Source organism: Alkalimonas collagenimarina (assembly GCF_030717845.1).
Lineage (GTDB): Bacteria > Pseudomonadota > Gammaproteobacteria > Enterobacterales > Alteromonadaceae > Alkalimonas > Alkalimonas collagenimarina.
On the sequence record NZ_JAUZVZ010000006.1, the window covers coordinates 82,634 to 95,479 of the forward strand.

Genomic DNA, 12,846 nt, shown 5'->3' on the forward strand with positions numbered 1-12,846 from the left:
CCTTCACCAGCGTAGCTTTACTCGTCGTCTTCGTCCTCATGGGAAGCGCTGGCACGAAATGCATGGCCCAGATACATAGCATTGACCAGCAATCGACTCGAGCCTTTAAAGTAACCACGAAACACCGGATTATCCGTCATGGCAATCACTCGCCCCTGCCCCAGATTGTGCGCCAATAACACCGCGCCCTGAGCAATACGAGGTACATATTCTTCTGCGGTGTAACCTGCCAAATGAGGCTGCTCACTGTACAAAGCTACATTAACAAAAGGCAACGGGGATGGCTGCAAAAGCAGAGTTGAGTTTTTAAACACCGGCAAACGATTGCGTGGTAACCCAAATGTTAGCGGATGACTCAGATCCAACTCAGCTTCAAAAATAGCGCCAGCAATACGTTGTTTGGCCGATAACGCCTCCTGATCAGCATAGCGTAAATCATGCTGTGGAATTAACCTCGCCATCTCATTGCTGTGCCAGACCTGAGCTTGTAGCAACTCGTGCTGTGCCAGCCAGGCCACCGCACGTTTCTGCCCCCAGAGGATACCTCCGTCTTGGATCCAGCTGCGTAACTGATCACGTTCTTGCTCTCCCCATTGCCGATAATTGCCGTCGGGTAAAACAATGTGGCTGTAGCGTTTCAAATCGACCCGGCGCAGACGGTCTGGCTCGACCATAGTTGGCGAAATACCAGCTAAACGCTCAAGATTATACCAAAGCTCTCCGGCCTCAGTAGAGTTGATACCCGGTCCTGCGATTAGTAGCACTTCAGGCAAATGCACCGGAATAAAGCGATGACTGCCTAAATCACTGCCAGCAGAAGTCAGGCCGGTTTGTATCGCATGCACCTGCAGACCGAACGATTGCTGAATTTCGGTCAGATACTGGAACCAACCATTCTGTTGCTGTAAGCCGGCAGGGATCAGTACTGTGCCAGCTTTGAAGGCATGTTCCCCTTCGCTGGTCACTGCCGTAAAATCCCCACGCGCCATCTTTACTGATAAACCAGATGCTAATACAGCCTGAAGCATGGCTGGAGCCGACTGATCCTGCCAGGAAAAGGCATATGCATACGCATCCCCTTCTGGCACGGCAGCAAATCGATTTGTTGGCTGCCATGGTTGTGATGCCAGCGCTCTGGATGGATCGCGCTGCACGGTGGTGAACTCAATATTATAAGCATACGGCAGAGTCCAGCTGGACACATCGTAAAAGGTATTATCAGGAAAGTTTTTCCGGGTACTAAAAGCAGCTTTTAACAAACGGTATTGTGGTTGTTGCAAAGGGACAAAATAGCTTTCACCCGCCTTGTAGCTGTTTTGGCCATCTTGCCAGTCTCGCTGTAAGGCAAAGACCTCTATCTGATGCTGTTGTAACAGTTGCAATAAGCTGGTTAGACGAGTTTTATCCTCAGCCTCGGTCAGCATGTAGCCACGATTATTTTCTTGCCGGGATTCGGTTTGACCCAATTGAAAAAATGCTTGTTGGTATTGTTGCAGTTCTTTGCGGTATTCCACTGCTCCACGAATGGTGGATAAAGAGGTTGTGAGTTGGTTATCGATGGTTTTCTCAAACGTCAATACACCATGGATAGATTCTTGTGCATGCCCGCGGCTGCTGGCTTGTTCGTACAAGATCCCGACAGCACCGGTAACATCCGGGTAGGTCGAGCCTTTACCTATGTAAAAATCATCAAAGCTCTCTTCGGTATAATACAACTCACCCTTACTATCCAGAGCAGCGGCATGGAACTCCGCCAAATAACGCGTTAGCTCAAAGTTACGCTCTGGGGTGAGCGGATAATTCCGGCTCGGGATCCCTGGCTGGAAAAAATAACTACTATTGGTCCCCATTTCATGAAAGTCACCGACCACCTGCGGCTGCCAGTGATAATACTGCGCAATACGCGCCTGACTTTCTGGATGTTGCAACAACAACCAGTCGCGATTTAAATCAAACCAATAGTGGTTTGGCCTACCATTTGGCCATGGTTCAACGTGCTCCCGATGCTGCGGATCGGCAACGGGTGTAGCGCCACGATGCATATTGACCCAATGCGAAAACCGATCATGGCCATCCGGGTTGAGACTAGGCTGGATCAAAATAACCGCCTCATCAAGCCAGCGCTGTACCTCGGCAGAGTTCGATGCGGTCAAGTGATACGCCAATGACACCGCGGCATGGGCGGCACTTGGTTCATTACCATGCACACCATAGCCCAGCCAGATTACCACCGGCGCATCTTCTGCCAATGTCTGGCCCTGACTCTGAGCTAAGTTTTGCTGGCGGATCTGCGCCAATCGTTGCATATTTGCCTCTGATGAAATCACCAATTGCAATACGGGGCGACGTTCATGCGAATACCCGATGACCTCAAGTTGGGCTAATGGAGATTGCGAAGCCAGCTGTTCAAAATAGTGTTGGATTTGATCATGCCGCCAATGCCATTCTCCCATCGCATAACCACTGACCTGCGATGGTTTTGGTACGTCAGGTTTCAGTGGGCCATCTGGCAGCACCGCCTGAACAGCAAAACTACTGCAGAGCACGAAAAAGGCAAGTGACAGATTTTTCATCCAGGTTCTCCAACCAAATAAATTTATGAGATTTTACAACGCTAAGTGTCTATGAAACTGACAGCAAACTCAAGCAGGGCTGGAAACAGAGCGCAAGGCAGAGTATGATAGGTTATACCCTAGTAATTTAGTCAGGTACTCATGATGATCACTATTTCAGAAACTGCACAAAGTCATTTCGTGACCTTGTTAGCCAAACAACCGGCAGGAACACATATTCGTGTGTTCGTGGTCAATCCAGGCACGCCAAACGCGGAGTGTGGCGTATCCTATTGCCCGCCAGACTCGGTCGAAGAAACCGATGAACAGTTGACATTTAATGGCTTTAACGCGGTTGTAGACGCAGAAAGTCAGCCTTACCTTCTTGATGCAGTCATTGATTTTGTCACCGATCAAATGGGATCGCAGCTGACATTAAAAGCGCCGAATGCCAAGGTACGTAAGGTAAGTGACGATGCCTCGTTACAGGAACGCGTACAATATGTCATTGATTCCGAAATCAACCCTCAATTAGCCAATCATGGTGGTCAGGTTTCTGTGGTTGAACTGACCGAGTCTGGCATTGTGGTATTGCAATTTGGCGGTGGCTGCAATGGCTGTGCTCAGGTTGATTTAACCTTAAAAGAAGGTATTGAGAAAGAGTTACTCAATCGTTTCGCGGGCGAGTTGACGGGTGTAAAGGATATGACAGAACATCAGCGTGGCGAGCATTCGTATTACTAAACGTCTCTACTGTACACAATGCTTGATACGAACACGGTCTGGTACGAAAAAATCAATAGGTAGGTGCTATGAAATTATCGACGCTATGGTTAACTGTTATCTTACTGTGGATACTTCAGCCCGCTCAAGCAGCAGTGGTGTTGATTTATCATCATATTGCTGAAGATACGCCTCGGGTCAGTAGCACCACTGAAGATGAATTTCGCCAGCACCTGACCTACCTGCAAGAAAATGATTTTGAAGTCATCGGGCTAGATACGCTGCTACAGCAACTGCAACAAGGCAAAGCGGTTGCCGATAATGCTGTAGTGATCACTTTCGATGATGGTTATGAGAATAACTTTACTACTGCACACCCGATTTTGATGGAGTTTGGTTTTCCTTACACTATTTTTATCAGCCCGGGCGATATCGACAATCGAACAGGCCCGGTTATGAGTTGGCCGCAAATCAAGCAGATGTCAGATGATGGTGTGCTGGTGGCCAATCATGCTATGTACCATGAAAAAATGGCTCAGCCTAACCCCAATGAGAGCGAACAAGAGTGGTTGGCCCGGATGAAGGACACCATTGTAACGGCAGAGCAGCGTATTAAAGAAGAAACAGGGCAGAGCCACCAATGGTTGGCTTATCCTTATGGTGAGTTTAGCCCTGCATTGGAGTCTCTGGTTAAAGAGCTTGGTTTTATCGGTATTGGTCAGCAATCTGGTGCTGTTGGCCCGACCACAAAACTAACCAGGCTGCCACGCTTTCCAGCAGCTGGTCGCTTTGCCGATATGACTGATTTATCTCAAAAACTACGCACACTTCCTTTTTCCATCATTCAGCATGTTGATGCCAACCCAATGGTCCACAGTGAAAACAACCCTCCGGTGTTAACGCTGAAAGTAGAAGTAGAAGATTTTCGGCCGGCCCAACTACGCTGTTACGCTGGGATGGAAGTGATTGAACCAGACTGGCTGGATGACCAAACATTTCAAGCCCAGGCCAGCAAAGCGGTCAACCAAGGCCGCAGTCGTTACAATTGCACAGCTCCATCCATTAGTAAACGAGGCTACTTTTACTGGTACTCCCAGCCATGGCTCTATGGCCGCTCCAGCGACTAACCACGCTTTAGCTGGCGAATGACCCAAGGGAAGTCTGCCAGCAAGTCTTCGGTTCGGACAGTCGGCACCCGGCCAGCAGCTAGCTCTGGTTTAAACATGGCCACCAACTGCCCTTGCGGGTTAATCAATACGATAGACGCACTGTGATCGACCAGATAGTGTTCCTCTGTTGTGCTGGACATGGCGTACATCAAACCCAGTTGCCGAACAAAAGGAAAAAGCTGGTCATGGCCAGCAGTCACACCAAGCACAGCAGCTTGATCAAAGTAATGCACATAATTGGCTAATTGCTCAGGCGTGTCGCGGTTTGGATCAACCGAGACAAACCAGATCCCTAATGGCTCTTTAACATGCTGCTGTAAGTCTTCATGCACCCCAGCCAATTGGGCCAGTGTTAACGGGCAAATATCCGGGCAATAGGTATATCCAACAAATGCCAAAGTCCACTGACCATACAACTGCTCACGAGTCACTGCGGAGCCCGTATGGCCTTGCAGACGAAAATCGGCCAAGGTTCTTGCCTGTGGATACATCAACGTATGTTCTGGTTCATGCTGTTGCTGCCAGTGATGAAAGCCAATAATGCCAGCCAGTAACGCCAGCACGGCGACCACCCCATAAAAAAACTTAGCTACCATAAATCGGTGATACCTTTACATAATGATCAAGCAGTAATACTAAAAACAACACCATCAGATGCACAATGGAAAAGCGGAACATTTTCATTGCCTGAGCCTCATCGGCACCAAACTTTAAACGCCAGGCGTGCTGCATAAAACGAATATTGAGCAGACAAGCTCCTACCAAATAAATCAATCCGGTCATTCCCACCACATAAGGCAGTAGACAGACGATGAATAACAACGCGGTATAAAGCAGAATTGCACTTTTGGTGAAGTCGATACCATGAGTAACAGGTAGCATTGGCATGTTTACTTTGGCGTAATCATCCCGACGGTGAATTGCCAAGGCCCAAAAGTGGGGAGGTGTCCAGGTGAAAATGATCATCACTAACAGCAGCGCATAGCCATGCAAACTACCTGTGACGGCAGTCCAACCCAACAGCGGTGGCATCGCACCTGCTAAACCACCGATGACGATATTTTGAGGCGTAGCACGTTTTAAAAACATGGTGTACACCACCGCGTAGCCAAATAAGCTAAGCAAGGTAAGCCAGGCTGTGAGTGCATTCACGCCCAGATACAGCATAACAAAACCTAGCGAGGCTAAGATCAGAGCAAAACTTATGGCTTGGGCCGAACTGATACGGCCTTTGGCAACGGGCCGGCTATGCGTTCGAGCCATTTTGGCGTCAATCTTCTGATCAACCACATGATTTAAGGTCGCAGCAGCGGCTGAAAGCAAACCAATACCTACCGTAGCCAACAAAACCACCCACACATCAGGTAACGACGGACTGGCCAGCATCATTCCCACCCAAGCCGTCAATACCAGCAACGCAACCACTTTCGGTTTAGTCAGTTCTAAATAATCTCGCCACTGGGCAAAACCAAACCGGGTTGCTTGCTTTGCGATTGCCATTAGTGGATCTCCTGTTGCTTAGCTCGGTGGCGCAACTGATACAGAATCAGCACCATACAGAGCAATAAATTAGCACCAACAAAGTTGTGCGCGACTGCATTGATCAACGGCAAATGCAGCACGACATTGAGCACGCCTAAACTAAACTGTAGCAGTAAAATCAGCGCTAAGGCCACCGCTAACTTTTTCATGGTAGACGTTTCTGCCCGACGCCACAACAAGGCGCTAAAAAGCCCCACCACAAGTAAGGTAATCACAGCTCCTAGTCGATGAAATACATGAATGGTCTGGCGGGCATCGGCCGACATCACACCAAACTCATAATCATCATGCCCTAAGTGCAAATCAAAGGCCTCTGAAATCGCCAGTCGGCTGCTCCAACCTGCCTCACAAATAGGTAACTCAATGCAGGCAAGTGCCGCATAGTTTGCAGCAGTCCAGCCCCCTAATGCAATTTGAAGTGCAACAACGATGGTGGTGATTACAGCTAGCGGCTTTAAGCTCGCTAGCCTTGTCTCTATGCCCTCAACGAGCTCTGGCCGCAACTGCAACCAATAAAGCCCTAGCAAACAGAGCAGGGTAAAACCTCCCATCAGATGAGCCATGACCACGATAGGCAGTAAGCTCATGGTGACCGTCCACATGCCAAGTGCCGCTTGAAAAATCACCAAGCCAGCGAGCAAAGTTGGCAATAAGCGTGGGCCTTGCTCTTTACCGAACCAGCTGAAAAAGAATATTGCAGCAATCATCAAGCCTAAGGTACCCGCAAAATAGCGATGCACCATTTCATTCCACGCCTTAAACGGCTCAAGGGGGCGTTCAGGGAAAGCCTGCTCTGCCAGCGCGATCCGCTCTGAGCTCATTGGCACTTTCAGAAATCCATAACAGCCGGGCCAATCAGGACAACCCAGGCCAGCATCGGTGAGCCGGGTATAGGCACCAAGAATAATCACTACCATGGTCAGTACCAAGGTCCAGCTGGATAGAGTTTTTAGCATGCTTTTGTTCATACGCGGATCCGATCGTAGTTCATCAGTTTAAGTAAGTCAGAACGAATGTGGCGAGCAATATCGGCCTGTGACAACTCATCACTGCTAAGGGGGTATCGAAGCAAGACCAAACCCTGCACATCGATAATAACGATATAATTGTCTATCTCGCTGTGATTTGTTGCTTGTTGCCAGGTAAATACCGGGAATCTTTGCTTTAACTCAGTGATAGGCTCTGCACTGGCCAACAATGGCTGTACCTGCGCCTGCTTACGGCCCAAACCAATAAACATCTGTTGCACTAAATACAAACCTTGCTCACATAACTCGTCACAGGTACCGGCCGGGACCACGGCTAGACGCCAGACTTTCTCATGGGCCTCTAATGCAGGTAAAGCGAAAACCTCTTCTTGCAACCACTCTCCCTGGCTGACCGTACCACCTTCAAACCAATCAAAGTGCAATGCTAGTTTTGCTAAAATGAGTGGCAAAAAACAGAACACCAGGAATAATGCTAAAAACTTATTCTTACTCATCACTTCCCTCTTTACGAATACTGGCCGCCAGGGCGACACCCACCACCGCAATTGCTAACAAAAACCATTGCAATGCATACCCCCGGTGCTTCTCAGGTGGCATCACGACGGCTTGATAATGGGTAACAAACGGGCTAGCGCCCTGTTGATAAATAACAGCAGGAAACGCTGGCTGTGGTAAATACGCCGCTAAGTCATCCAATTCAATTTGCTGGATCCTCATCGGCCACTGACCATGATCCTCAAGGTTTTGTCCCAAGCGTATATTGCCAAATGTGGTACGCAGCACACCTTCTATCGCTAAATGCTCTGGAATTTCAAATTCTGGTAATTCAGCCCGGCTACCAGCCCCTTCAATCCAGCCCAGATTTACCAGTAATGGGGCATCAAAGCGACTAAATTGCACTGGAACCACCACATCGTAGCCGACCTTACCATCGACAATCTTATTATCGACTAACCACACCATGGGTGCCAGCCACTGCCCGTGATCCGCAAACTGCAATAAATCAGCTTGCGACAAGTCAATACGCTGTAATTGCGTCCAATTCACTGGCCCCTGCGCTTGCCACTCGGACTGCTGCTGCAATTGACCGGTTTTTTCAGCCGCTCTATCCAGCTGCCACCAGGAGAGCTTGATTAAAATCGCAAATGCCGTCAAAGTGATCAAGAACCACACCGGATGCAGATGAACATGCATGCGTCTAACTTTAAACTGCATAACAACATCTCGGGAGACTAGAATAGATGTGGCTAAAATTAATTATCATCGCACTACTGCTCTTTATTGTTTTTAATTTATTTCGTGCGCTGTTCACCATGTTAAGAAGTGAACCGGGAACGGTGCGGATGAGTCAGTTTCTTGGTAAGCGTGTACTTGTTTCCGCTATCGCCCTTTTGCTCATTCTACTGGCCATAGCCACCGGCATGATCACACCAAATCCCAGGCCTTACTAAAGATAACTATTGAGGGTGGAGCCTTCACTCCACCCGACACGCCATCCCTTATAGCACATAGACCACAAAGAATACGATCAACCACACCACATCTACAAAGTGCCAATACCAGGCGCCAGCCTGAAAGGCAAAATGTTTCTCAGGTGTAAAGTGCCCTTTCAATACCCGCAAGAACACGAAGAATAGGATGATTGCTCCTAGTGCCACATGGATGCCATGGAAGCCGGTCAAAATAAAGAAGGTGTTGCCATAAATGCCAGAATCCAACCGAAGACCTAAATCACGGTAAGCATGCACGTATTCATAGCCCTGCAATCCCAGAAAGATAACCCCTAGTATTAAGGTGACCAACAACATCGTCGTTAATTGCTTGCGCTTATTCTGCTCAAGGCCGGTGTGAGCAAAGTGCAAGGTAATAGAAGATATGACCAGGATTGTGGTATTGATGGCAGGTAAACCCCAGCCCATAGCTTGAGTTTCAGTACCACCAGGCGTGGTCAGTAGAGGCCAAACCGCTGAAAAATCGGGCCATAATATAGCACCGGTCATTTCATTATTACTGGCCCCACCTAACCAAGGTATAGCAATCATCCTGGCATAAAATAACGCACCAAATAAGGCAGCAAAGAACATGATCTCAGACACAATAAACCAGCTCATGCCCTGCTTAAATGAGCGATCCATTTGTGCGCTATATAAACCGGACATCGACTCATCAACCACATTTTTAAACCAGCCATACAACATAAAGAATAAAATAGCGATGCCAAGCAACAGCATGTAGCCGCCCCAACCGCTTTGCTCTTTATCCATATCCATGACAAAGAGGCCTGCTCCCATGGCAATAAAGAAAAGAGCGACGGCCCCGACAATAGGCCACGGGCTTTGATCGGGAACATAGTATTTTTGGTAACTTTCATTATTCATTGTTATTCCCCAAATTCAGATGCATTGTCGTGCTCATCTGGCTGCCATTGGGCAGTCACATCATAGAGCGTGTACGACAACGTAATAGTACTGTACTGAGCAGGCAGCGCTGGGTCGACATAGAACTGCAATGGCATCAACATGTCCTTCCCGCCCGCTAAATACTGCTGAGTAAAGCAAAAACATTCAATTTTATGGAAAAATAGTGCCGCCCGGCCAGGTGAAACCGATGGCACGGCTTGACCCACAATAGAGCGAATCGTCGGATTTTCAGCAAGGTAATTCATGACATGAATTTCACCCGGGTGTACCGTCATTCGGCGCACCTCAGGTTTGAATATCCATGGCATTTGCTGATTTGGCCGGGCAATAAACTCAATCGTTATTTCCCGGCTGGTATCGACAATCGCTTCCTCAGCCGACACAGGTTCAGCAGCCGTCTTGCCATTGATCCCAGTGATGTCACAAAACACATCGTACAAAGGCACTAAGGCATAACCGAATGCAAACATGGCCACAACGAGAAGGCTTAATTTGCCAATCAATGTACTTTGTTTTGCATTCATGCTGCTGACTCCTTATTTTATTTGTGGCGGTGTACCAAAGGTGTGGTAAGGCGCTGGTGATGGCACTTCCCATTCCAAACCTTCGGCTCCCTCCCACACTTGAGCTGTCGCTTTTTCACCACCCCGGGCACACTTAATGATCACCCAGACAAAGATCAACTGTGACAAACCAAACAGGAAGCCGCCCACGCTGATAAAGGCATTAAAGTCGGCAAATTGCAGTGCATAATCAGGGATCCGTCGCGGCATACCCGCCAGACCAACGAAATGCATCGGGAAGAACAATAAGTTAACCGAAATCAGCGAGCACCAAAAATGCAGCTGTCCCAATTTCTCATCGTACATATGTCCGGTCCATTTTGGCAGCCAGTAATACGCTGCAGCCACAATCGAGAACACCGCACCAGACACCAAGACATAATGGAAGTGAGCCACTACAAAGTAGGTATCATGGTACTGGAAGTCTGCTGGAGTAATCGCCAACATTACGCCAGAGAGTCCTCCTATGGTAAAGAGCACGATAAAGGCCAGTGCAAACATCATTGGCACTTCAAAAGTCATCGCCCCACGCCACATGGTAGCCACCCAGTTAAATACTTTTACCCCGGTTGGAACTGCAATCAGCATGGTGGTGTACATAAAGAACAACGTAGCAAACACCGGCATGCCGGTAGTAAACATATGGTGCGCCCATACCAGGAAGGACAAAATTGCAATACTAGCGGTTGCGTACACCATGGAGGCGTAGCCAAACAGTTTCTTGCGTGCAAAGGTTGGTACAATGGCCGAGACAATACCAAAAGCAGGTAAAATCATGATGTACACTTCAGGGTGACCAAAGAACCAGAAAATATGCTGGAATAACACAGGGTCACCACCACCAGCGGCATCAAAGAAACTGGTAGCGAAGTATTTATCCGTCAACACCATGGTCACCACACCGGCCAAAACAGGCATTACCATGATCAACAAGAAGGCAGTAATCAACCAGGTCCAGACAAACAATGGCATTTTCATCCAGGTCATACCAGGTGCCCGCATATTGACGATGGTTACGATGACGTTAATCGCACCCATGATCGATGAAATACCCATGATGTGAACAGAGAACACAAACAATGCAGTGGTGTCGTTGCTGTAAGTTGTCGATAACGGCGCGTAAAAAGTCCAACCAAAATCAGGACCACCGCCCGGCATAAACAAAGTAATCAACAGGATTAAGAAAGCAAAGGGTAAAATCCAGAAACTCCAGTTGTTCATTCGTGGCAACGCCATATCAGGCGCCCCAATCATCATCGGGATCATCCAGTTGGCAAGCCCGGTGAAGGCGGGCATTACCGCGCCGAATACCATGATCAAGCCGTGTACCGTGGTCATCTGATTGAAGAACTGGGGATCGACAAATTGCAACCCGGGTTGGAATAATTCCAAGCGGATCACCATTGCCATCGCACCACCGATGAAAAACATCACCAGTGCGAAAATTAAATACATACTACCAATGTCTTTGTGGTTGGTAGTAAACAGCCAACGTTTTATCCCCGTCGGCTTATGATCATGATGCTCATCATGATGATCTGCAGTGGTTACTGTACTCATTAGTTACTCCCCTTCCCCTGCATGTATTCGTAGACTTCAGCTGCTTGCACTACATCTCCGGTATCATTCCCCCAGGCATTACGGCCATAGGTAATCACCGAAGTCAGCTCTCGCAGACTCAACTGACGGGCAAAAGATGCCATTGAGGTGCCCGGACGCCCGTCCACCATCACCTTAATGTGTTCAGCACGGTCTTCCATAGTAACCTGATTGCCTTTCAGTGCCGGGAACATCGGAGGCAAACCTTCACCATTCGGTTGATGGCAGGCAGCACAATGCGCCATATAAACGCGTTCACCCAACTCCATTTGCTCATCCAGGTTCATCTGTAAAGCTAATAGGCGCTGCTCTTCTTCACGAATTTCAGCAATGCGAGCTTCTTCTGCTTTGGCCCATATTTCAAAATCAGCAGGTTCTTTTGCAATCACCACTATTGGCATAAAGCCATGATCCATACCACACAACTCTGTGCATTGACCCCGATAAATACCGGGTTCATTGACTTGAGTCCAGGCTTCGTTAATAAAACCCGGGTTGGTATCTTTTTTGATGGCAAAATCAGGCACCCACCAGGAGTGGATGACATCATCTGATGTCATCAAAAAGCGAACTTTTTTATCGGTTGGAATCACCAGCGGTCGATCAACTTCCAGCAAATAATTTTCACCTTTTGGCAGGCGGCCTTCAATCTGACCACGCGGTGTCGCCAGAATGGAGAAGTAATTGATATCGTAATCAAGGTACTCATAATGCCAGCGCCACTGCGAACCCGTAATAAGCACGGTAACATCCGAATCACTGGTGTCCTCCATGGCAATAAGTACTCTGGTCGCCGGAATCGCCATCACGATCAGGATCAACACCGGGATCGCCGTCCAGATAATTTCTACCTTAGTACTTTCGTGAAAGGTGGCCGGTTCGACCCCACGGGATTTGCGATGCAATAGAATGGACACAAACATTGCGCCAAATACTACCAAGCCTATTGCACAGCAGATCCAGAAAATCGTCATGTGCAGATTGTAAACCTGCAGACTGATATCCGTTACACCGGGGGTCATGTTCAGGTTAGAACCTGAAGCACAAGCCGGGCCTGCCAACAACAAGGCGGGTAGCGACCAACGCCAACCTCTCGTTTTCGCCACGTTACTTCTCCTCTGACATTTTGCAAAAGCAAGCTGCAGAAACGGAGCCCATAGTACATCGTGATCCATGGCTGACATTTCGCAATTGCTGATTTGAAATCGTTATAGTTATTTTCGCATTGCTAGCGCACAATGATTTGATTGTTATCGCACAAAGCGGAACTGGTGCTGCCCTTTTTTAGG

13 protein-coding genes are annotated in these 12,846 nt (G+C 48.3%); 3 read left to right on the plus strand and 10 right to left on the minus strand.

Translation table 11 applies throughout. The features are described from left to right. Positions 1-17: 17 nt before the first annotated feature. Entirely contained in the window at positions 18-2,573 is a 2,556-nt protein-coding gene (locus tag Q3O60_RS05510) for a M14 family zinc carboxypeptidase (RefSeq protein WP_305892902.1), read from the minus strand. 144 nt (positions 2,574-2,717) lie between these two features. Here Q3O60_RS05510 and nfuA point away from each other — a divergent pair, with 144 nt between their 5' ends. Beyond that, positions 2,718-3,296, plus strand: a complete 579-nt coding sequence (gene nfuA, locus Q3O60_RS05515) for a Fe-S biogenesis protein NfuA (protein ID WP_305893000.1) — start codon at positions 2,718-2,720, stop codon at positions 3,294-3,296. Between the two features lie 68 nt (positions 3,297-3,364). Next, positions 3,365-4,402, plus strand: a complete 1,038-nt coding sequence (locus Q3O60_RS05520) for a polysaccharide deacetylase family protein (protein ID WP_305892903.1) — start codon at positions 3,365-3,367, stop codon at positions 4,400-4,402. Here the strand turns inward: Q3O60_RS05520 and Q3O60_RS05525 are convergent. The 5 genes from Q3O60_RS05525 to Q3O60_RS05545 are packed head-to-tail and all read right to left on the minus strand — an operon-like array spanning position 4,399 to position 8,190. Continuing rightward, positions 4,399-5,040: an SCO family protein gene (locus Q3O60_RS05525; protein ID WP_305892904.1), complete on the minus strand. Its 642-nt coding sequence runs from the start codon at positions 5,038-5,040 to the stop codon at positions 4,399-4,401. The genes Q3O60_RS05520 and Q3O60_RS05525 overlap by 4 nt on opposite strands. Continuing rightward, positions 5,030-5,944 (minus strand): heme o synthase, encoded by a 915-nt coding sequence (gene cyoE / locus Q3O60_RS05530; protein ID WP_305892905.1) that lies wholly within the window; start codon positions 5,942-5,944, stop codon positions 5,030-5,032. Before cyoE ends, Q3O60_RS05525 begins: the two co-directional genes overlap by 11 nt. Then, positions 5,944-6,954, minus strand: coding sequence for a COX15/CtaA family protein (locus Q3O60_RS05535; protein ID WP_305892906.1), 1,011 nt, complete (start codon positions 6,952-6,954; stop codon positions 5,944-5,946). Before Q3O60_RS05535 ends, cyoE begins: the two co-directional genes overlap by 1 nt. Next, positions 6,951-7,469 carry a redox-active disulfide-containing membrane protein gene (locus Q3O60_RS05540; RefSeq protein WP_305892907.1) on the minus strand — a complete coding sequence of 173 codons (519 nt, stop codon included), beginning with the start codon at positions 7,467-7,469 and terminating at the stop codon, positions 6,951-6,953. The genes Q3O60_RS05535 and Q3O60_RS05540 overlap by 4 nt, the downstream gene beginning before the upstream one ends. Beyond that, positions 7,462-8,190, minus strand: a complete 729-nt coding sequence (locus tag Q3O60_RS05545; protein ID WP_305892908.1) for an SURF1 family protein — start codon at positions 8,188-8,190, stop codon at positions 7,462-7,464. Before Q3O60_RS05545 ends, Q3O60_RS05540 begins: the two co-directional genes overlap by 8 nt. A gap of 26 nt (positions 8,191-8,216) precedes the next feature. Between Q3O60_RS05545 and Q3O60_RS05550 the strand changes: the two genes are divergently transcribed. Further along, the gene (locus Q3O60_RS05550) at positions 8,217-8,426 is read left to right on the plus strand and encodes a DUF2909 family protein (RefSeq protein WP_305892909.1); all 210 of its coding nucleotides are present in this window, start codon (positions 8,217-8,219) and stop codon (positions 8,424-8,426) included. A 48-nt stretch (positions 8,427-8,474) separates the two neighbouring features. On the opposite strand, the gene Q3O60_RS05555 is transcribed toward Q3O60_RS05550, so the two are convergent. The 4 genes from Q3O60_RS05555 to coxB are packed head-to-tail and all read right to left on the minus strand — an operon-like array spanning position 8,475 to position 12,663. Further along, the gene (locus tag Q3O60_RS05555; protein WP_305892910.1) at positions 8,475-9,353 is read right to left on the minus strand and encodes a cytochrome c oxidase subunit 3; all 879 of its coding nucleotides are present in this window, start codon (positions 9,351-9,353) and stop codon (positions 8,475-8,477) included. A gap of 2 nt (positions 9,354-9,355) precedes the next feature. After that, positions 9,356-9,919, minus strand: coding sequence for a cytochrome c oxidase assembly protein (locus Q3O60_RS05560; protein ID WP_305892911.1), 564 nt, complete (start codon positions 9,917-9,919; stop codon positions 9,356-9,358). A 12-nt stretch (positions 9,920-9,931) separates the two neighbouring features. Beyond that, positions 9,932-11,518: a cytochrome c oxidase subunit I gene (ctaD, locus tag Q3O60_RS05565; protein ID WP_305892912.1), complete on the minus strand. Its 1,587-nt coding sequence runs from the start codon at positions 11,516-11,518 to the stop codon at positions 9,932-9,934. Next, a complete protein-coding gene (gene coxB, locus Q3O60_RS05570; RefSeq protein ID WP_369812636.1) occupies positions 11,518-12,663 on the minus strand; it encodes a cytochrome c oxidase subunit II in 1,146 nt (381 codons plus the stop codon). Before coxB ends, ctaD begins: the two co-directional genes overlap by 1 nt. Positions 12,664-12,846 lie beyond the last annotated feature (183 nt).